Origin of the sequence: Ensifer aridi (genome assembly GCF_002078505.1) — a bacterium.
GTDB lineage: Bacteria > Pseudomonadota > Alphaproteobacteria > Rhizobiales > Rhizobiaceae > Sinorhizobium > Sinorhizobium aridi.
In genome coordinates, this window is the sequence record NZ_LUAV01000007.1 from 198,837 (window position 1) to 219,762 (window position 20,926).

Sequence of the window (20,926 nt, forward strand, 5' to 3'; positions counted from 1 at the left end):
CTGCATGTAGGTCGCCGGGACAGGGGGAGCGTGATGGCGGAAATCGCAGGGTTGGTGCTGCCGTTCTTCGGTCTGATCTTTCTCGGCTATATGACCGCGCGTATCGTCGACCATCCTGGCGAAGCAATGGGGTGGATGAACACATTCATCGTCTACCTCGCGCTGCCGGCACTCTTCTTCAAGCTGGTCTCGCGCACGCCGGTCGACGAACTCACACGCGCGGATTTCATCCTCACCAGCGTCGGCACCACCTATCTCGTCTTTGCGCTGATCTTCGCGGTCGGCCTCTTCCTGCGCCGCAGCACGATTGCCGAGGCGACGATCCAGGGCTTCGCCGGCGCCTACGGCAATATCGGCTATATGGGACCGGGTCTCGCGCTGCTTGCATTCGGCGAGAAAGCCGCTGTTCCCGTAGCGCTGATCTTCTGCTTCGAAAATGCGGCGCATTTTACGGTTGCGCCCGCTATGATGGCGATCGGCGGTGGCGGCAAGCGGAAGCTTTCGGCCCTTTTGCTCGGCATTGCCCGCCGTATCGCGCTTCACCCCTTCATCCTGTCGACATTTGCGGGTGTCGCCGCGGCCTTCCTGGCGCTTGAGCCGCCGGCACCGGTGCAGCGCCTGATCGACTACCTGGCGCAGGCGGCTGCTCCCTGCGCGCTCTTTGCCATGGGTGTCACACTGGCGCTGAGGCCGCTCAAGCGAATACCAGCCGAGATCGGCTATATCGTTCCGGCGAAGCTCATCCTGCATCCGGTGCTGATGTATCTGGCGCTGAGCCTCGGCGGCACTTACGATCTGATCTGGATGCAGACGGCCGTGCTGCTTGCCGCACTGCCGACGGCAACGAATGTCTTCGTCATCGGCCACCAATACGGGGTCTGGCAGGAACGCGCATCCGCAACGATTCTGATCACGACGCTGCTTTCCGTGGCAACGGTCACGGGTCTTCTCTACCTCGTGCGGTCAGGCGCGCTTCCGGCTGATCTGTTCCCGTAGGCTCTCCTTGATCGACTGCAGAGCACTGCCCGGATGAATGCCTTCGCGCATCAGCAGGCCGCGCAGGGGACCTGCGGAAGAAAGGAGTTGCAGCCCGACGGCCCGCAAGGCCTGGACGGGCAGGAAACTGGAGAGCAGCGACCGATTGAGCAGGTCCACACTCGCCGTGCGGCTGACAATATCGATGCGCCGTCGGCCGTCGAATCGGTCGCCTGTGTCCGCCGGCAGGCGCCTGCCGGCGGGCGGACCGACGAGTTCGACGACGGTCATGACGTCGCGAAGACTGAGGTTGAGCCCCTGGGCACCGATCGGCGGGAAGGCGTGCGCGGCCTCGCCGACCAGCATCACGCGGCCCTTGCCGAAGCGGCGGGCCGTATGGCCCGAGAGCGGAAAGGATTGCGGAATGCCTTCGGCGACCACCTTGCCGAGAATCGATTGCATTCGGTCCTCGATGGTGCGCGACAAGACCTCGGGCGCGAGCCTGAGCGTCTCTTCCGCATCGCGCGGCTTCTGCACCCAGACGAGACTGGAACGGTTGCCGGGAAGGGGAACCTGCGTGAATGGTCCGCTCTCCGTATGAAATTCCGTCGACACCTCCTGGTGCGGCAGCTCATGGGCGAAGTTCAAGACGACCGCCGTCTGCGGATAGTACCAGGTGAAGGTCTCTATCTCCGCCGCTTCCCTGACGGCCGAGCGCCGACCGTCGGCGCCGACGACCAGATCTGCGCTGATTACTCGCCCATCACCAAGGCCGACACGCGCTTCGAGCTCGCCGAAATCGAAGGTCGTCGCCGCCACCGGAATCCGGTCGAGCGTCGGCAGGCTCGCCTCGTGTTTTTCCAGAATTTCAAGGAAGGGCGCGTTCGGAATGTTATAGCCGAAGGCTTCGAGACCGACTTCCGGGGCGCGAAAGTTGACGGGCGGGGCCCGCAAGAGGCGCTTGGTTCCGTCAATGATGTGAATGGCGACGAGCGGCGCCGTCAGTGGCGCGACCTCGTCCCACAGGCCGAGTTTCTTGAGATAGTCGATCGACTGGTCCATAAGCGCGGTGGTGCGGCCGTCGGCGATGGCCGGTCTCGGCCCCACGAGAGCGACGCGATGGCCCTCCCGGGCCAATGCGATCGCCGCCAGCGAGCCCGCAAGTCCCGCACCGATGATGACGATGTCGTAATGATCCATGGCCGACAGGACCTCCCGGCGGCGGCCCGCCTTTTCTCTTGATCTCTTGTTGTTGTTCTACCCGCTTAGCCTATTGAAATAAATGGGCTCAAATCAGCGCGGAGGCGGTTGCCGCATGTCCACAGAACAATACCGCCCAATGGGCCAAATGGTCGGATTTTGCTGGCGATGCTCCGCAAACGGTGCATATTACCGCCAAAGTGGCGCCGATTGCTTGCAGCAGCGGTGACCGGTGGCACAGGGACCGGACAAAGGGGACGGGCGGCGCTCGCACATGAAGTTCTTCAACTACAGACGCGTTCCTTACGCCGAAATCCGCGCCTTTTCCGTGCATATCCTCACTGCATCCGGCTCGTTCCTGGCGTTCCTCGGCGTCGTCGCGGCGGCCGAGCACCGTTTCATCGATATGTTCTGGTGGCTCGGCTTGGCGCTGCTCGTCGATGGCATCGATGGTCCGATTGCGCGCAAGGTGCAGGTCAAAGAGGTGTTGCCAAACTGGTCGGGCGACACGCTCGACAACGTCATCGACTACGTCACCTATGTGCTCCTGCCGGCCTTCGCGCTCTACCAAAGCGGCATGATCGGCGAACCCTGGTCATTCGTCGCAGCCGGAGCGATCGTCGTCTCGAGCGCTATCTACTATGCCGATATGGGCATGAAGACGGACGAGTATTTCTTCTCCGGATTTCCGGTCGTCTGGAATATGATCGTCTTCACCCTTTTTGTCATCCAGGCGAGCGAAGTGACGGCGTCGATTGTCGTTGTCCTGTCGGTGGTGCTGACGTTCCTGCCGATCAATTTCCTGCATCCGGTGCGCGTGAAAAGGCTGAGGCCGCTCAATCTCGGCGTCTTCCTCGCCTGGTCCGTACTTGGCATGTACGCCTTGCTCTTGCATTTCGAGACGCCGCCCTGGGTGGTCGTTGGCGTCGTTGCGACCGGTCTCTATCTCTACGTCATCGGTTTCATCCTGCAGCTTTTTCCCAATCTTGGACGCGTCTAGAGCGGGATGACAAAGGCCGCGCGGCTTTCCGGCCGCGTCCCGTTCCAATGGTTAGAGGAGTTTGGTCATGGCACAGGCGATCGTCGTTCGCGAACTCGGCGGCCCGGAAGTTCTGAAGATGGAAGGTGTGACCTTGGCGCCGCCCGGACCGGGTGAGGTCCAGATCCGGCAGGTGGCGATCGGCCTCAATTTCATCGACGTCTACTTCCGCACCGGCCTCTACAAATCGGCAACCGGTCTGCCCTTTGTTCCGGGCAAGGAAGGGGCGGGCGTCGTGACGGCGGTCGGCGATGGCGTCAGCCTCTTTTCGGTCGGCGACCGGGTGGCCTATGCCTCCGCCGACGGCGCCTATGCCAGCGAGCGAAATGTGGACGCGTCCCAGCTTGTGAAAGTGCCGGATGGGATCAGTCTGGAGACGGCCGCCGCGATGATGCTCAAAGGCATGACCGCACAATATCTCTTGAACCAGACGTTCAAAGTCGGTCCGGAGACGACCTTGCTCTTCCACGCGGCTGCCGGCGGCGTCGGCCTCATCGCCGGGCAATGGGCAAAGGTGCTTGGCGCCACGGTGATCGGCACGGCCGGATCGCAGGAGAAGATCGATCTGGCGCTCGCCCATGGCTACGACCATGTCATAAACTACCGCACCGACAACTTCGTCACGCGCGTCAAGGAACTGACGGGAGGGCGCGGCGTAGACGTTGTTTACGACTCGGTCGGCCGCGACACCTATCCGGGCTCGCTCGACTGCCTCAAACCGCGCGGTCTCTGGGTCAGTTTCGGCAACTCGTCGGGAGCGGTCGAGGCATTCAGTATCGGTATCCTGGCTCAGAAGGGGGCGCTTTATGCGACCCGCCCGACGCTCTTCACCTATATCGCGACCCGACCGGCATTGGAGGCGTGCGCAAATTCCCTGTTTGATGTTGTGCAAAGCAACAAAGTGCGTATCAATATCAATCAGACTTATCCGCTCGCCGAAGCCGGCCGGGCGCATACAGATCTCGAAACAAGAAAAACGAGTGGAACGACATTGCTGATTCCCTGACTGAAGCATTGAAGGCCGGCGGAATCAAAGAGGGGAAAGAGGGCAGCGTGCCTGTTAAGGGACAAACTGCGAGCGGTCCGCTGCTGGCCGTGAGCAACCTGACGAAATTGTTCGGCTCGTTTACAGCCTGCAATGCGATCAATCTGCAGATAGAGCCCGGAGAGATCCACGCGCTGCTTGGCGAAAACGGAGCTGGAAAGTCCACTCTGGTGAAGATGCTGTTTGGCGTGCTTGCGCCGACGGCCGGCGAGATCGCCTGGAACGGCGAGATCGTCCGCATCACCAGTCCGAGTGACGCGCGCAAGCTCGGCATCGGCATGGTTTTCCAGCATTTTTCTCTATTCGAGGCGCTGACCGTTGCCGAGAATATCGCGCTCTCCATGGACCGGAACGTCTCGCTCGCCCGTGTTGCCGAAGAGGCTTCGCATCTGTCGCGCGTCTATGGCTTGCCGCTGGATCCGAAAGCGCATGTCGCCGACCTTTCGGTCGGCGAACGGCAGCGGATCGAGATCGTACGAGCGCTTCTGCAGAACCCACAGCTCATTATCCTTGACGAACCAACTTCGGTGCTGACGCCGCAGGAGGCGGATCGTCTATTCGAAACGCTGTTCAAGTTGAAGTCGGAGGGAAGGTCCGTCCTTTACATCAGCCATCGTCTGGAGGAGGTGCAGCGCCTTTGCGACCGTGCAACGGTGCTCAGGCACGGCAGGGTCACGGGGGCCTGCGATCCGCGCGCGGAGACGCCCGCTTCACTTGCGCGCATGATGGTCGGCAGCGAGGTGGCCGTCGTCACGCCGGAAGGAACGAACACCAGGGGCGATGTGCAACTGGAGGCGCGCCACCTCTCCGTGCCGGCGCGGACGCCCTTCGCGGTCTCCTTGAAGAATATCTGCCTCAAGGTCAGGGCAGGCGAGGTCCTGGCGATCGCGGGTGTCGCCGGCAACGGTCAGAGCGAACTCTTCGACGCGCTTTCCGGAGAATATCCGGTGGCTGACGACAAAGCCATACAGATCCGCCGGAACCCGGTCGGGAGCCGGAACATTAACGCTCGCCGGCTGATGGGAGCGGGATTCGTGCCAGAGGAGCGTCATGGCCATGCAGCGGTCTCGACGCTGTCGTTGTCCGATAATCTCGTGCTCGCGCGCAACCAGTCGGACCGGCGCGCCTTTCTCGGTGGCGGTTTTCTCAAAATCATCCGGCAAGGCGCGGTCAAGGCCGCGACGAAGCGGGTTGCCGAAGCGATGGACGTCCGCAAGAGCGGTGAGGATCCGCCGGCCGGTTCGCTTTCCGGCGGCAACCTGCAGAAGTTCATTGTCGGTCGGGAGCTCGATCGTCAACCGGCCGTGCTTGTCGTCAACCAGCCGACCTGGGGCGTCGATGCCGGGGCGGCAAGCCGCATCCGCCAGGCGTTGGTCGATCTTGCCAAGGCGGGCTCGGCGGTGCTGGTGATCAGCCAGGACCTCGATGAGATATTCGAAGTGGCGACGGAGATCGCGGTGATCAGCGAGGGGCGTCTTTCCGACCCCTATCCGGCGCGCGAACTCTCACGCGAGAAGATCGGCCTCTTGATGGGCGGGATGTACGGCAAGACGGAAGGCGCGGGAGCTGCCCATGCGCATTGAACTCGAAAAGCGCCCCAAAGTCTCGACGCTGTTCTCCGTGCTTTCTCCGTTCATCGCCTTTGCACTGACCATCGTCTTCGGCGGCATCATGTTCGCGTTGCTCGGCAAGAACCCCGTCACGGCGCTCTACAGCTTCTTCGTCGAACCCTTGAGCGAAGTGTGGTCGCTCCATGAATTGGCGATCAAGGCCGCGCCGCTGATTTTGATCGGCGTCGGTCTATCCGTTTGCTTCCGGTCCAATAACTGGAACATCGGTGCGGAAGGGCAATTCATCATGGGAGCGATCGCCGGCTCGATCCTGCCGGTCGTCTTCTATGATTGGCAGTCGCCGGTGGTGCTGCCGCTGATGATGCTTTTCGGTATGATCGGCGGCGCGCTCTTCGCCGCGGTGCCGGCCTTCCTGAAGGCGCATATGAACACCAACGAGATCCTGACGAGCCTGATGCTTGTCTATGTGGCCCAGCTCTTTCTCGACTGGCTCGTGCGCGGTCCGTGGCGCAATCCGCAGGGCATGAACTTTCCAGAAACCCGCACCTTCGGCGCCGACGCAATACTCCCGGAGATGATCGCCTCCGGACGCACCCATTGGGGCTTCGCCTTCGCGATCGTCGCGGCGGTCCTCGTCTGGTTCATGATGCGCTACACCTTGAGGGGCTTTGAGATCACCGTGCTTGGCCAATCCGCACGGGCAGGGCGCTTTGCCGGCTTTTCGTCGCGCAAGATGATCTGGTTCTCGATGCTGTTCTCGGGCGCGCTCGCCGGGCTTGCCGGGATCGCGGAAGTGAGCGGCGCCATCCAGCAATTGCGGCCGGTGATCTCGCCCGGCTACGGCTTCACCGCGATTATCGTCGCTTTCCTTGGCCGCCTCAATCCGCTTGGCATCGTTGCTGCCGGACTCGTGCTGGCGCTCACCTATCTTGGCGGCGAGGCCGCACAGCTTTCGATCGGCGTGTCGGAGAGGGTCACGCGCGTTTTCCAGGGGCTGCTGCTCTTCTTCGTGCTGTCGTGCGACACGCTCATTCACTACCGCATACGGCTGGTGTGGGAGCGGTTCGCGGCGACCAAAACGGAAGAGGCGCACTGATGGGCATCGTCGAAGCAATTCTTCTGAGCGTCATCACGGCGGCAACGCCGCTCGTCCTCGCCGCCGCCGGCGAGCTCGTCGCCGAGCGGTCGGGCGTGCTCAATCTCGGCGTCGAAGGCATGATGATCATGGGCGCGGTCTCAGCCTTCGCGGCCACGCAAATCACCGGTTCGCCCTATATCGGCGTGCTCGCCGGCATTGGCGCAGGGGTGCTGTTCGCGCTGCTGTTCGGTTTCCTTACGCTCACGCTGGTCGCCAATCAGGTGGCGACCGGATTGGCGCTGACGCTGCTCGGCCTCGGCGTGTCGGGGATGCTTGGCGAGGGCTTTCTCGGCATGCAGGGCATCAAGCTGCAGCCGATTACGATCCCGCTCCTGTCGCAAGTCCCGTTCCTCGGGCCGCTCCTGTTCCGGCAGGACGCGATCTTCTATCTGTCGATCGCGGTCGTCGCGGGCATCCACTGGTTCCTGTTCAGGAGCCGTGCGGGACTGAAGCTGCGCGCCGTCGGCGACAGTCACGCATCGGCGCACGCGCTCGGCGTCGACGTCGTTCGCACCCGCTACCTTGCCGTTCTGTTCGGTGGTGCCTGTGCCGGCCTCGCCGGAGCGCAGCTCTCGCTCGTCTATACGCCGCAGTGGGTCGAGAACATGTCGGCCGGACGTGGCTGGATCGCGCTCGCGCTCGTGGTTTTCGCCTCCTGGCGCCCCTGGCGCGTGGTCGCCGGCGGATACCTCTTCGGTGCGGTCTCGATCAGCCAGCTTCACGCGCAAGCCTTCGGGATCGGCATTCCCTCGCAATTCCTTTCTTCGCTTCCCTATCTCGCGACAATCATCGTACTCATTCTCATATCGCATAACCGGCGCATGACGTTGATCAATACGCCGGCATCGCTCGGCAAGCCGTTTGTGCCGGATCGGTGAAAAACAACAACCAGACGGACATTTCTCAAACCGACAGAGGTCAAAAATGAAAAAACTACTCGTCGCCCTCGCAACCACAGCGGCCGTGCTCGGCGTCGTGTCGGCCGCAAGCGCTCAGGAAAAAGCCAAGGTCTGCTTCGTCTATGTCGGCTCGAAGACCGACGGCGGCTGGACCCAAGCCCACGACATCGGCCGCCAGCAAGTCGAAAAGGAACTCGGAGACAAGGTCGAGACGCAGTTTCTCGAAAACGTGCCGGAAGGCCCGGACGCGGAACGTGCGATCGAACGCCTGGCCCGTTCCGGCTGCGGTCTGATTTTCACGACGTCCTTCGGCTTCATGGACGCGACGATCAAGATCGCGCAGAAATTCCCTGACGTAAAATTCGAGCACGCGACCGGCTACAAGACGGCTCCGAACGTCGCGACCTATAACAGCCGCTTCTACGAAGGCCGCTACATCCAGGGGCAGATCGCGGCCAAGATGTCTCAGAAGGGCCTAGCCGGCTACATCGCGTCCTTCCCGATTCCGGAAGTCGTCATGGGCATCAACTCCTTCGTGATCGGCGCCCGATCGGTCAATCCGGATTTCAAGATCAAGGTCGTGTGGGCCAACACCTGGTTCGATCCCGGCAAGGAAGCCGATGCCGCCAAGGCGCTGATCGACCAGGGCGTCGACATCCTGACCCAGCACACCGACACGACCGCGCCGATGCAGGTTGCCGCCGAACGCGGCATCAAGGCCTTCGGCCAGGCCTCCGACATGATCGCCGCTGGCCCGCAGACGCAGTTGACCGCGATCGTCGACACCTGGGGCGCCTATTATGTGAAGCGCACCCAGGCGTTCCTCGACGGGAAATGGGAATCGACGTCGAGCTGGGACGGCCTGAAGGACGGCATTCTGACCATGGCTCCCTACACCAACATGCCAGACGACGTAAAAGCGATGGCCGAGGCAACTGAGGCCAAGATCAAGTCCGGCGAACTGAAGCCGTTCACCGGGCCGCTGAACAAGCAGGACGGCAGCCCGTGGCTCAAGGAAGGCGAGACGGCCGATGACGGCACGCTGCTCGGCATGAACTTCTACGTTGAGGGTGTCGACGACAAGCTGCCGCAATAACCGGTGCGCGTATGATAACGGCCGCGTCGAAGAGACGCGCGATAGCAGACCCCGTGCCTTGGCGCGGGGTTTTTGTTTCTTTGCGAAGCATCTGCTCGGACGTGCAGATGTCGCCGTACGCTCCGGCGCTCTCCTTGCATTGTTTCTGAGTCGACGCCGCTTTAACGCAAATGCTCGCTCAACGAGTGATTGAACGCGTGCTTGCCGTCGCTGATCCGCTGCGACGCTTCGTGAGACTTTCAGGAATCGCTTATTCGATCTAGTGTTGATTGACTCTGACGCGGGTGCAATGAGGACGATGTTTGGCGTTGCAGCCACTGCGCCATATCCGCCGCGACCGACGGGGGCACATTCTTGGGGGAGACGGGGTGAAAAGCCTGTTTGAGACGGTAATATCCGGCACGCCGAAGCGGACAAGCCACGCGCAGGTGGTGGATCAACTCGGAAAGGCGATTGTCTCGGGAGAGTTCCCGGTCGGCAGCATCCTGCCCGGCGACCCTGAACTGGCGCTGCGTTTTCGCGTATCGCGCACCGTCCTGCGCGAAGCGATGAAAACGCTTGCCGCCAAAGGCATGATCGTGCCGCGCGCGCGCATCGGTACCCGCGTCACACCCAGGAAGGAATGGAACCTCTTCGATAGCGACATTCTGACCTGGCACTTCGCCTGCGGAGTCGATGAGGATTTCCTCCATCATCTGAGTGAAGTGCGGCTTGCTTTCGAGACGCACGCCGCGGCGCTGGCGGCGAGGAATGCGTCAGAGGCGGAAATAGCCACCATGATGCGGCTCGCTGTCGCCATGGGCGATGCGAAGCACACGGCCGAGAGCCTTGCCGTGGCCGACCTGAAATTCCATCTCGCCGTTCTGGATGCATCCGGAAATCCCTTCTTGCGCACGGTCGGTAGTCTGATCGAAGCAGCCCTCGTCGGCGTTTTCAGATTAAGCTCGCCGACGGACGACAAGGGCGGCATAGACGAGGTCGCTCGAAACCATATTCGCATCGTTGAGGAAATCGGCAGGAGGAGCGAGACCGGCGCGCGGCAGGCGATGGAACACGTTATCAAATACGGGCGCGAACGCATCCACCGGGCCTTGTCTGGCAACGAGGGCGGAAAGATGTGACCTGCGGCGCCCCTCCAGCCGTCGATCCGGGGAGGGCGTGAATTGCAGGGGGTGATCTTGCCCGGCCTTTCTGCGTAGCCTATCTGGGGAAGGTCTCTCCTGAAAAAGGGTGACTTCCCGCCAACGGTGAACCGGAGATCATGTCCGAGCTTCTTGTCATATTTCTTCTGCTTCTGATCAACGCTTTCTTCGCGCTATCGGAAATGGCAATTGTCTCGGCAAGCAAGCCGTTGCTGCGGCAGATGGTGAAGCAGGGAAACCAGCGCGCAGATGTCGCGCTGAAGCTCGCTGAAGATCCCGGCAAGTTCCTCTCGACGGTCCAGGTCGGCATTACCCTCGTCGGTATTCTGGCGGGCGCCTACGGTGGCGCAACGATCGCCGCGAAGATAGCGCCAATGCTGAACGAGGTGGCCTGGATCAACCCCTACGGCAACACGGTTGCAGTGGCGCTCGTCGTTACCCTCATCACCTTCCTGTCGGTCGTCGTCGGCGAACTCATCCCGAAACAGCTCGCGCTTCGGAATTCGGAGGCGCTGGCGATGTTCGTCGCTGGGCCGATGACGTTGCTTTCGCGTATCGCGGCGCCGGTCGTCTATCTTTTCGAGATGGCTGCCGCCGTTGCTATGCGGCTCTTCGGCATGAAGCCCGATGACGCGGATCATGTTACGGAGGAAGAAGTCAAGGCAATCATGGCCGAAGGGGTCGAGAGCGGTGCGATCGAGAAGAGCGAGCACGAAATGCTGCGTCGCATCATCCGCCTCGGCGATCGCAACGTCAAATCGATCATGACCCACCGGACCGAGGTGAGCTTCATCGATGTCAACGACAGCCAGGACGCAATCGGACGCAAGATTCGGCAGTTCGGCCATTCCCGATATCCTGTCATCGACGGCCCGACCGGTGAAGTGCTGGGTGCCGTTCTGGTGAAGGAGATACTGAACGCGCCCGCGGGCGGGGCATTCAACGTGCGCAACTATGTCCGGGAAATCCTGACCCTGCCGGAGACGGCCTCATGCCTCAAAGCCCTCGAGGCTTTCAAGTCGTCAAGCATCGATATGGCGATGATCGTCGACGAATACGGCAGCACAGAAGGAATCGTCACCACGGCTGATATTCTGGAAGCGATCGTCGGCGTCATTCCTTCGAACTACGACGATGTCGAGCACGCTCTCATTCGTGCGCGCGACGACGGCAGCTATCTGGTCGACGGACGAACGCCGATCGATGAAATCCACCTCCAGATCGGCATCGAAGGCATCGATTCTGATGGCGATTTCGAAACGATAGCTGGATTTCTCGTACAGCAGTTGCGTAAGACGCCGGAGGAGGGCGATGCCGCCGAGGCTCACGGCTACCGCTTCGAGGTGATCGATATGGACGGGCGGCGGATCGACAAGATCCTTGTCAGCCGAAGTAGCGAGAACATGTCCTGAAGCAGGCGCGAGCTCACCAAAAAGCAAAAGGCCGGGCGCTACCCGACCTTTCCTCCTCAAACCGCATAGAGCCTGCTAGTCCATCCGTAGTCAGGCGCCGCGGTCGAGTTATTTTCCTTATTATATGGCGCGCATGACCGCGGTATGACAGACGGGTCGCGATGGGAAACTGCCGCGCGTCGCGCGGTTAAGCGGGATCTCTGAGTTTGAGGACAGTGCAAGTCTCGCCGCTCAAAGCCTCAGGTGCATGCGGCGGTCGCACGATCAGCCCCTCCGATTGCGCGAAGATGCTGACCATCGACGAATCCTGACGCGAGAATGGATGAGCCAGCAGCGATCCGTCCGGCTCGGCGGTAAGGCGGGCGCGTACATAGTCCTGGCGGCGGTCGTTGGCGGGCAAGGGCGCGGCGAGCCGCGCCGTCGTCAGCCGCGAGCGTGGCGGCAGGTGGGCGAGCTTGCGGGTCAACGGCTCGAGGAAAAGCAGCGCGCAGACGAGGCTCGAAACGGGATTGCCGGGCAGGCCGAGCACCGACATGCCTGTAAGCTCTCCCACCATCAGCGGCTTTCCCGGCCGCATCGCGATGCGCCAGAAGTCGAGCGTCATGCCGCAGCTAATGAGCGTCGACTGGACGAGATCATGGTCGCCGACCGAGGCGCCGCCGAGGGTGACGAGCACATCGGCCTTGGCAAATTTGGCTTCGGCAACGGCGGCGGCGATAGCGGCACGGTCATCCGGAACGATGCCGAGATCCAGGATTTCGGCGCCATTCTCGCGCGCGATCGCAGCCACACCGAAGCTGTTCGATGCGATGATCTGGTCAGGCCCGGGGGAACTGCCCGCGGGCAGTAATTCGTCGCCGGTGGCGATGATCGCTATTTTGGGTCGTGCAAAGACCGGCAGGCTTTCGTGGTTCATCCCCGCCGCAAGCGTCAGGCGGCCGGCATCGAGCACTTGGCCGGCGGCGAGCGCGACGTCACCTTCCGCGAAATCCTGCCCCTTCAAGCGGATGTGACGGCCTTTCGCCGGCGCAAACAGCGTACGGATGCGATCGTCCGGCAACTTTTCGGTGTCTTCCTGGATGATGACCGTGTCCGCCCCGACCGGCAACGGCGCTCCGGTAAAGATGCGCACGGTCTCGCCGCGCCCGACCTCACCCCGAAACCCGCGTCCTGCAGCGGACTGCCCGACGACTGTCAGTTCGGCGCCGATCTCGGCGATATCCTCGTAGCGGACGGCATAGCCATCCATGGCGGAATTATCGAAGGCTGGATGCGTGACCCGTGCCGCCACATTCTCCGCAAGCACGCGGCCGAGGCAGTCATGCAACGGGAGACGTTCCGTCCGCTGCGGGGAGCGGGCTTTGGTAATGACCCGGAGAAGGGCCTCTTCGACCGAGAGCAGCGACATCAACGCTTATCTTCCTGGCGCTGATAGTCACCCGAGCGCCCGCCCGATTTGCTCACCAGCCGAATGCCGCCGATCTCCATCTCGCGGTCGGCCGCCTTGGCCATGTCGTAGATCGTCAGGCAGGCTACGCTGACGGCGGTCAGTGCCTCCATCTCGACGCCCGTCCGACCGGTCAGCTTCGCCATGGCCTCGACGCGCAGGCCGGGAAGTGCCTCGTCCGGCACGATCTCCACCGACACCTTGCTCAGCATCAACGGATGGCAGAGCGGAATGAGATTCGACGTCTGTTTCGCGGCCATGATGCCTGCCAGCCGGGCCGTGCCGATGACGTCGCCCTTCTTGGCATTGCCCTCGAGAATGAGCGCCAGCGTTTCGGGCAGCATTCTGACGAAGCCCTCCGCGGCGGCGATCCGCACCGTCTCCGCCTTGTCGCCGACATCGACCATGTTGGCTTCGCCGGCACTGTCGAGATGGGTGAGGGTGGGGGCGCTCATCACTCTGCCGCCAGCACGCTTCCTGCGCCGGTCAAAAGGGCGCGCGTCGCTGCCTCCACGTCGTCCTTCCTCATCAAGCTTTCGCCGACGAGAAACGTGGTGATGCCGCTCTTTTCGAGCCGCCGGCAGTCCTCGTGAGTGAAGATGCCGCTTTCGCCGACGAGCAGCCGGTCGGGCGGAACCATCGCCGCGAGCTGTTCGGAGACCGCAAGATCGACCTCGAATGTCCTGAGATTGCGATTGTTGATCCCGATGAGCCGAGATGTCAGTCGCAGCGCCCGCTCCATTTCGCTGGTATCATGCACTTCGATTAGGACGTCCATGCCGAGCGAGAAGGCAGTGTCTTCCAGCCGGCGTGCATCGTGGTCGCTAAGCGACGCCATGATCAGCAGGATGCAGTCGGCACCCCACGCGCGTGCCTCGAACACTTGATAGGTGTCGAACATGAAATCCTTGCGCAGCGCCGGTAGCGGACAGGCGGCGCGGGCCGCCGTCAGGAATTCCGGGGCCCCCTGGAAGCTCGGCGTGTCGGTGAGCACGGAAAGGCAGGCAGCACCACCTGCAGCATAAGCTCTCGCGAGCGCCGGCGGATCGAAGTCCGGTCGGATCAATCCCTTAGACGGGCTTGCCTTCTTGATCTCGGCGATGAGCCCGAAATCGCCTTTTTCGCGCCGCGCGGCAAGTGCGACACGGAAGCCGCGCGGCGGAGCCTGGTCGGCAATCCGCGCCTTCAGCTCGTCGAGCGGCGCGCGCGATTTCGCGGCGGCGATCTCGTCGCGCTTATAGGCTTCGATCCTGCTCAGGATATCCGTCATATCCTCTCCTCAAGGCGCGTTGGAAACGGTGATCAGCCGCTGCAAAGCGGTCTTGGCGGCGCCGCTTGAAAGCGATTGCCGGGCGAGCGCCATGCCTTCGGCGAGATCCTTGGCGCGCCCCGCTATCATCAACGAAGCGGCAGCATTCGCAAGGGAAATGTCCCGATAAGCGTTCTCGGCACCATCGAGCACCGCCTGCAATGCGGCGGCATTATGTGCCCCGTCGCCGCCTTTCAAGGCATCAAGCGTGACCCGGTCGAGGCCAAAATCGGCCGGGGTCAATTCGAAGCTTGTGATCTTTCCGTCCTTGAGTGCTGCAATCTTGGTCACGCCGGTGGTCGTGATTTCATCGAGTCCTTCGCCATGGACGACCCAGACGTTTTCGGAGCCGAGATCGCGCAGGACTTCCGCAAGCGGATCGACCCATTGCGGCGCGAATACGCCGACGAGCTGCCGCTTCACTCCGGCTGGATTGGCGAGCGGTCCGAGCAGATTGAAGATCGTCCTCGTTCCAAGCTCGACGCGCGTCGGGCCGACATGGCGCATGGCCGCGTGATGCTGCTGGGCGAACATGAAGCCGACGCCCGCCTCGCGAATGCAGCGCGAGATCGCCTCCGGTCCAATCTCGAGATTGACCCCGAGGCATGACAATGCGTCGGCCGTTCCGGATTTCGAGCTCAGAGCCCGGTTGCCGTGTTTCGCGACCGGCACGCCGGCGCCCGCGACGATCAGCGAGGCCAGCGTCGAGATATTGTAGGTGCCGGCGCCATCACCGCCGGTTCCGACGATGTCGATCGCATCCTCAGGGGCCTTGACCGGAAGCATTCGCGCGCGCATCGCGCCGACCGCTCCAACGATTTCGTCTACCGTCTCGCCGCGCACCCGAAGCGCCATGAGGAAGCCGCCGATCTGCGATGGTGTCGCTGCCCCCGACATGATGATCTCGAAGGCGGCTCGCGCGTCTTCCCGGCTCAGTGCCTCGCGTGTGGCGACTTTAGCGACGAACGGCTTCAAATCACTCATGGTTTGCTTTCCTTGCACGTCATCGCGTTGCCAGTGCCTGCTCTGCAAGCGTCTGGTTGACCGATACACCGTAGGCCGCCTGCAGCGTGGAGACCATCTGATCGAGGATGTCGTCGCCGCTCGCGCGCGCAACGGCTTCGATCTGCCGGCTGTCGTCGTCGAGGGCATTTGCCGGTGCGCTGTCGTCGAGGGCCGTCACCTGCATGAGGATCTGGCCTTCGCCGCCGATGCCCGGCGCATTGGCGACGTGGCCATTCGGACCGCCGAAGGCAGCCGCGACAGCGGCTGGGCTGAGCGCCGCGTCTTCCGTCGAGCGGGACAAACCGACCTTCGTCTCGACCGCGAGCCCGAGTTCGGTGGCGATATCGGCAAGCTTGGCACCTTTCTCGATACGCTCCTTGAGCTCCTTCGCCTTCGCGGCCAGCGCCGCACGTTGCTGCTCGGCGGTCCAATCGGCCGCCACTTCGTCGCGAACCTCGTCAAGCGTGCGGTCGCGGGCGGGGATCACTTCGTCGAGATCGAACCAGGCGGAACCGTCGCGCCCGATGTTGACGGAGAGCGTATCGACGCCGACCTCGGCCTTGAAAACCTCCTGCAACAGCGTGCGAGGCTCCGGAAGCCCCTTCACCTCGTCGCCGTTTTGATCCTTGCCGGTGGCATCGATCGCATCGACGGTCACAAGCTTCAGCTTCAGTTGGTCGGCGATCTGCCTCACGGTCGTGCCGGCGGCGCGTTCGTCCTCGATCTTGTCATGAAGGCCGACAAGCTGATCGCGCGCGACGGAAAGGGCGATCTCCTTGCGCAGCTCTTCCTTGACCTCGTCAAAGCTGCGGACGCTCTCCGGCCGAATATTGGTTATGCGCAGGATTACCGGCCCGAAGGCGCCATCGACGACGGGAGTCGTACCGCCATCCGCCGTTACAGCGAAGGCCGCCTCGGCGATCTTGGCGTCCGGCATTTGTTCCTTGGTGAAATCGCCAAGCAGGACGTCGGCCGGGGTTTTGCCCTCAGCCTTGACAAGATCGTCGAACGAGGTGCCGGCAGAAAGCTTGGCCGCCGCGGCATCGGCCGCCTCGCGCGAGGGGAAAGCGAGTTGCTCGACCGTGCGCGATGCGGGCTTGCGGTAGCTTTCCTTGCGCTTCTCATAGTCTGCCCGAAGCTCTTCCTCGGTCACGGTCTCGGTCGCGGCCAGATCTTCCGGCTCGAGCTTGATGTAGCTGAACTTCCGATATTCCGGCGCGCGATAGTTGGCCTTGCGGCTTTCGAACCACGGAGCGAGCACATCATCCGCGGGCGCCTTGACGGCATCGATATTCGCGTTCGAGAGCAGCAGATAGTCGATGGTGCGCGTCTCGTGGCGATATTTTCCGACCGCATCGAGTAGAACCTTTGGAGGCGTATAACCGTCCGCGAGCGCGTCGACGATCTGCGAACGCACAGCCACCTGGCTGCGATTGTTGATGTAGTCCTGTTCGGTCAATCCGGCATTGCGCAGCACGCTGGAGAAGGTCAGCCGGTCGAATTGGCCATTGGCGCCGTGGAAGGCAGGGTCCTCGCCGATAAGCCTGGCGAGCCTGTCTTCCGAGAGGCCGAGGTTCATATCTTCGGCGAGCTGATCCAATGCTGCGCCCGCTACGAGCTGAGCGAAAACCTGGCTCTCCACGCCGAAGGCACGGGCCTGCTGCCTTGTGAGCGGCATTCCAAGCTGTCTTGAGAGCAGGCTCACCTGACGCTCGTAGGCCAGGCGGAAGTCGGTCGGCGACACCTTGACATCGCCGACGGTCACCACCGCATTGGGCGTGTTCGTCACCATCAATGTCTGACCGCCCCACACCATGAATGAGATGATGAGAATGGCCATCAGGCCTTTGACGACCCGTGTGCGGGCGGCGTTTCTCAGGGATTCGAGCATAGGGGCAGAAACCTCGTTGCGATGCGGTGGCGTGACGCCAAATGAATTCGTTCCTTAGAACAAACCAAGCAGGAAATGAAGGGCGGTTCGTTGCAAATTGCGACGCCGGAAACGGCCGGGATCGGGACTGCCGCCGCCCGCGTGAATCGAAGCCCAGCCAGCGCTGCCGAGGCTCGCCTCGATGCCGATTGACGACGACGGACGCGAACAGGCAAACCGATGTCGGATTCCTTAGCCGGCAACTGAAAATGATCTGCAACATTGTTGGCTTCGAACGCGTTTCGGTGTGGCAAATCATCGGAAACCGTGTCTTCGATAATCGTCCTCGAAACGTTGCAAACCAGCGGCCATTGCGGAATTTGACGTCATGCAATCTACAATCGTAATGGTCAATCTCTTCGGTGCCGTCGCGCTGCTGCTGTTCGGCCTTTCGCTCGTGAAGGACGGGGTGACGCGCGCCTTCGGAGCAAGGCTGCGCGCAGGGCTCGCGAAAGGAACGAGCAACTCGCTGCGGGCTTTCCTGACCGGTCTCCTTGCCACGTTGGCACTGCAGAGCTCCACGGCCACCACGCTGATGACAGCGTCCTTCGCCGAAAAGGGTCTTATTCGGTCGCGAATGGCGCAGATCGCACTGCTTGGTGCCAATATCGGCACCGCCATAACGGCCTGGATCGTCGCGCTCGGCATCGGCTGGATGGCACCTTTGCTCATTTTCACCGGCGTGGCGATGCAGAGGGTGAGCCGGTCGAGTGCACGCCAAGGTGGCGGATTCGCCATCGTCGGTATCGGATTGATGCTGCTGTCGCTCGAACTGCTCGGCATGGCGACGGAGCCGATGCGCGAATCCCGAGCGCTGGCGGCGTTTCTCGGAATGCTCGACAATGCCTGGCCGGTTGCGCTGATCATTTCGGCTGGGCTGGCATTCGCCTCCTCGTCGAGCCTCGCCATCGTCATGCTTGTGCTATCGTTGTCGTCGGCAGGGGTTCTGACGCCTGGCTTGACCATTGCACTCGTGCTGGGCGCCAATCTCGGACATGCGATCCCGCCTGTGGTCGCCACGCTCGCCTCGGCGCCCGCCGCCCGCCGCGTGGCCATCGGCAATCTCGTCGTGCGCACCGTCGGCTGTCTCGTTGCTCTTCCGCTTGTCGGCCTCAATGCCGATCTGTTGCAGACGCTGCCGCTACACAGGCAGAACCTCCCGGTCGACGTCCATCTGCTCTTCAATCTGGTCGTCGCGCTCATCGCCTGGCCTTTCGCGGGGGCGCTTACCAACGCGATTCGTCGATTCATCCCGGATCAGGAGACGGGAGAGACCGGGCCGCGCTACCTGGATGAAGCTGTGCTCGACACGCCGGTGATGGCGCTTTCCGGCGCGACACGCGAGGTTCTCAGGGTGGGAGATCTAATCGAGGCGATGCTTATCCGAGCTTCGAACGCGTTCAACAACAACGACCTGAGCGAACTCCGCGATATCGCGCCGCTCGAAAAGCAGGTCGACGTTCTGCAGCAGGAAGTGAAAATATTCCTGTCGCGCCTCGGGCGCCATTCGCTGAATGAAGAGGACGGGCGCCGCTCGATGCTCATCATCGAGTATGCCGTCAATCTCGAGCACATAGGTGACATTATTGAGAAGGGACTCTGCGACCAGATTGGGAAGAAGGTGACGAACGGCCTGAAATTTTCCGACGAGGGCCATCAGGAACTAAAAAGCCTGTTCGACCTGACGATCGATAACCTGCGCATCGCTCAGACGATCTTCGTCTCGCGCAATTCCGATCTCGCCCGCCACCTGATCGAGGTCACGGTGGATGTCCGCCACATGGAGAAGCGCTCGGCGGAGCGGCACCTGGAGCGCCTGCGGGACGGCCTTATCGAGAGCCTGCAGACGAGTTCGCTGCACCTCGACATGTTGCGCGATCTGAAGCGCATCAACGCGCATATCGCTTCCGTTGCCTATCCCATTGTGGAAGAGAGCGGCCTATTGACGGAAAGCCGGCTGCGTCCGCGCGGCTGATCCCCGCCACTGCATGTCTCCTTAGATCGAGCTCGATTTAAGGAGACAGACATGCAGCAATTCAAAGTGCTACAGCCGACTTCGCGCGTCTGATCAGACGCGCGGCGCTGTAGAGGCCTCATCCGGCTTAAACCCGATTAACGCGACGTGATTGTGCGAATTATGTTTCTCGCAATATGTTGCTGGTAGGAAGCCCGACCGGTGAGACGGGCTTATGCCGATATGCGCTCCGGGAGACCGGAGAGAATACCAAGGAGATCTAAAAGTATGGAACGGACTTGCCTGGCGATTATCCTGGCGGCTGGAGAAAGTACGCGCATGAAATCGGCCATGTCAAAGGTGCTGCATCCCGTGGCGGGAAGGCCGATGATCTCCCATGTCGTCGAGGCCCTGGCGAGCGCATCGATCTCGGATGTGGCCTTGGTCGTCGGCCGCGACGCCGAAGCCGTGTCGGCGGCGGCGAGTACCGGGTCGGTCACCGTAACCTCGTTCCTCCAGAAGGAGCGCCTCGGCACCGGACATGCGGTCCTTGCCGCGCGTGAGGCAATCGCAAGGGGTTACGACGATGTTCTCGTTGTTTTCGGCGACACGCCGCTGATCACCGCTGCCCCCCTGAAGGAGGCGCGCGATGGCTTGGCCGCAGGAAACGACGTGGTCGTCATCGGCTTCCAGACCCCAGATCCGACCGGCTACGGGCGTCTGATCGTCGAGGACGGGACGCTCGTCGCGATCCGCGAGCACAAAGATGCCACCGAAGAAGAGCGCCGCATCACTTATTGCAATGGCGGACTGATGGCGATCGATGGCCGCCGGGCGCTCGATCTCCTCGACCGCATCGGCAATGCCAATGCCAAGGGCGAGTATTACCTCACCGACCTCGTCGAAATCGTTCGCTCCCTCGGCGGCCGCGCAATCGCCGTCGAGGCTCCGGAGGAGGAACTGACCGGCTGCAACACGCGTGCCGAGCTCGCCTATATCGAGCGTCTCTGGCAGCAGCGCCGCCGCCACGAAATGATGCTGGCCGGCGTCTCGATGATCGCGCCTGAGACAGTCTTTCTCTCATGGGACACCGAACTTGCGCAGGACGTGCTGGTGGAGCCGCACGTCGTCTTCGGTCCCGGCGTCCGCGTAGAAAGCGGCGCGATCATTCACGCTTTCTCGCATGTTGAGGGCGCACATGTCGGTGCGGGCGCGACCGTAGGCCCCTTCGCACGCCTTCGGCCGGGCGCCGATCTCGGCCCGAAATCGAAGGTCGGCAATTTCTGTGAGGTCAAGAAGGCGGAGATCGGCGCCGGTGCCAAGGTCAATCACCTGACCTATATCGGCGATGCCTTCGTCGGTGCCGGATCGAACATCGGCGCCGGAACGATCACTTGCAACTATGACGGTGTGAACAAGCACCTGACGCGCATCGGTGCGAACGCCTTTGTCGGTTCCAATTCGTCGCTGGTTGCGCCGGTCACGATCGGTGATGGCGCGCTGGTCGCGTCGGGGAGCGTGATCACGGACGACGTGCCGGCGGACGCGGTCGCTTTCGGCCGCGCCCGTCAGGAAATCAAGCCGGGCCGTGCGCCCGTCTTGCGCGAGCGCTACGAGGCGGAAAAGACGGCCAAGAAGAAGGTCAAGGCCGCTGATTAGTCGCGTTAAACATTGAAACTGAAAGTGAAATCGAGACGGATTGCTTCACGCGGCAATTTCGCTACCAAGGCTTGAGAAGGCGATCGGATCGTCGCATCCAGGCTG

Annotated in this window: 17 protein-coding genes; 11 read left to right on the top strand and 6 right to left on the bottom strand. The window is 62.1% G+C overall.

Annotated elements, in window-relative coordinates; genetic code table 11:
- Positions 1 to 33 precede the first annotated feature (33 nt).
- Entirely contained in the window at positions 34 to 996 is a 963-nt protein-coding gene (locus AYK65_RS07895) for an AEC family transporter (protein ID WP_081158143.1), read from the top strand.
- Here AYK65_RS07895 and AYK65_RS07900 read toward each other — a convergent pair.
- A complete protein-coding gene (locus AYK65_RS07900; protein ID WP_081158144.1) occupies positions 964 to 2,175 on the bottom strand; it encodes a UbiH/UbiF family hydroxylase in 1,212 nt (403 codons plus the stop codon). The genes AYK65_RS07895 and AYK65_RS07900 overlap by 33 nt on opposite strands.
- A 274-nt stretch (positions 2,176 to 2,449) precedes the next feature.
- On the opposite strand from AYK65_RS07900, the gene pcsA reads away from it, so the two are divergent.
- From pcsA to AYK65_RS07940, 8 genes are all read left to right on the top strand, one after another.
- Positions 2,450 to 3,175, top strand: a complete 726-nt coding sequence (pcsA, locus tag AYK65_RS07905; RefSeq protein WP_081158145.1) for a phosphatidylcholine synthase — start codon at positions 2,450 to 2,452, stop codon at positions 3,173 to 3,175.
- A gap of 67 nt (positions 3,176 to 3,242) precedes the next feature.
- A complete protein-coding gene (locus AYK65_RS07910; RefSeq protein WP_081158146.1) occupies positions 3,243 to 4,220 on the top strand; it encodes a quinone oxidoreductase family protein in 978 nt (325 codons plus the stop codon).
- Between the two features lie 47 nt (positions 4,221 to 4,267).
- On the top strand, positions 4,268 to 5,842 hold the full coding sequence (locus tag AYK65_RS07915; RefSeq protein ID WP_081158169.1) for an ABC transporter ATP-binding protein: 1,575 nt from the start codon (positions 4,268 to 4,270) through the stop codon (positions 5,840 to 5,842).
- Complete coding sequence (locus tag AYK65_RS07920; RefSeq protein WP_046120985.1) at positions 5,832 to 6,926, top strand: ABC transporter permease; 1,095 nt, start codon at positions 5,832 to 5,834, stop codon at positions 6,924 to 6,926. The genes AYK65_RS07915 and AYK65_RS07920 overlap by 11 nt, the downstream gene beginning before the upstream one ends.
- On the top strand, positions 6,926 to 7,846 hold the full coding sequence (locus tag AYK65_RS07925) for an ABC transporter permease (protein WP_026614175.1): 921 nt from the start codon (positions 6,926 to 6,928) through the stop codon (positions 7,844 to 7,846). The genes AYK65_RS07920 and AYK65_RS07925 overlap by 1 nt, the downstream gene beginning before the upstream one ends.
- Positions 7,847 to 7,892: 46 nt before the next feature.
- Positions 7,893 to 8,963, top strand: coding sequence for a BMP family ABC transporter substrate-binding protein (locus AYK65_RS07930; RefSeq protein WP_046120984.1), 1,071 nt, complete (start codon positions 7,893 to 7,895; stop codon positions 8,961 to 8,963).
- Between the two features lie 368 nt (positions 8,964 to 9,331).
- The gene (locus tag AYK65_RS07935) at positions 9,332 to 10,084 is read left to right on the top strand and encodes a FadR/GntR family transcriptional regulator (protein ID WP_026614174.1); all 753 of its coding nucleotides are present in this window, start codon (positions 9,332 to 9,334) and stop codon (positions 10,082 to 10,084) included.
- Positions 10,085 to 10,224: 140 nt separating this feature from the next.
- Positions 10,225 to 11,517: a hemolysin family protein gene (locus AYK65_RS07940; protein WP_081158147.1), complete on the top strand. Its 1,293-nt coding sequence runs from the start codon at positions 10,225 to 10,227 to the stop codon at positions 11,515 to 11,517.
- Between the two features lie 187 nt (positions 11,518 to 11,704).
- Here AYK65_RS07940 and AYK65_RS07945 read toward each other — a convergent pair whose 3' ends face one another.
- From AYK65_RS07945 to AYK65_RS07965, 5 genes are read right to left on the bottom strand one after another with little or no spacing between them, the layout of a single operon-like run.
- Positions 11,705 to 12,925, bottom strand: a complete 1,221-nt coding sequence (locus tag AYK65_RS07945) for a molybdopterin molybdotransferase MoeA (protein ID WP_081158148.1) — start codon at positions 12,923 to 12,925, stop codon at positions 11,705 to 11,707.
- Complete coding sequence (gene moaC / locus AYK65_RS07950) at positions 12,925 to 13,419, bottom strand: cyclic pyranopterin monophosphate synthase MoaC (RefSeq protein ID WP_026614171.1); 495 nt, start codon at positions 13,417 to 13,419, stop codon at positions 12,925 to 12,927. Before moaC ends, AYK65_RS07945 begins: the two co-directional genes overlap by 1 nt.
- Positions 13,419 to 14,234, bottom strand: a complete 816-nt coding sequence (gene trpC / locus AYK65_RS07955; protein WP_081158149.1) for an indole-3-glycerol phosphate synthase TrpC — start codon at positions 14,232 to 14,234, stop codon at positions 13,419 to 13,421. Before trpC ends, moaC begins: the two co-directional genes overlap by 1 nt.
- Positions 14,235 to 14,243: 9 nt before the next feature.
- The gene (gene trpD / locus AYK65_RS07960; RefSeq protein WP_046120982.1) at positions 14,244 to 15,257 is read right to left on the bottom strand and encodes an anthranilate phosphoribosyltransferase; all 1,014 of its coding nucleotides are present in this window, start codon (positions 15,255 to 15,257) and stop codon (positions 14,244 to 14,246) included.
- A gap of 19 nt (positions 15,258 to 15,276) precedes the next feature.
- Positions 15,277 to 17,169, bottom strand: a complete 1,893-nt coding sequence (locus AYK65_RS07965) for a peptidylprolyl isomerase (RefSeq protein ID WP_081158150.1) — start codon at positions 17,167 to 17,169, stop codon at positions 15,277 to 15,279.
- A gap of 367 nt (positions 17,170 to 17,536) precedes the next feature.
- On the opposite strand from AYK65_RS07965, the gene AYK65_RS07970 reads away from it, so the two are divergent.
- Both AYK65_RS07970 and glmU read left to right on the top strand, forming a co-directional pair.
- The gene (locus AYK65_RS07970) at positions 17,537 to 19,183 is read left to right on the top strand and encodes a Na/Pi cotransporter family protein (RefSeq protein WP_081158151.1); all 1,647 of its coding nucleotides are present in this window, start codon (positions 17,537 to 17,539) and stop codon (positions 19,181 to 19,183) included.
- A gap of 267 nt (positions 19,184 to 19,450) precedes the next feature.
- On the top strand, positions 19,451 to 20,821 hold the full coding sequence (gene glmU, locus AYK65_RS07975; RefSeq protein ID WP_026614166.1) for a bifunctional UDP-N-acetylglucosamine diphosphorylase/glucosamine-1-phosphate N-acetyltransferase GlmU: 1,371 nt from the start codon (positions 19,451 to 19,453) through the stop codon (positions 20,819 to 20,821).
- Positions 20,822 to 20,926 lie beyond the last annotated feature (105 nt).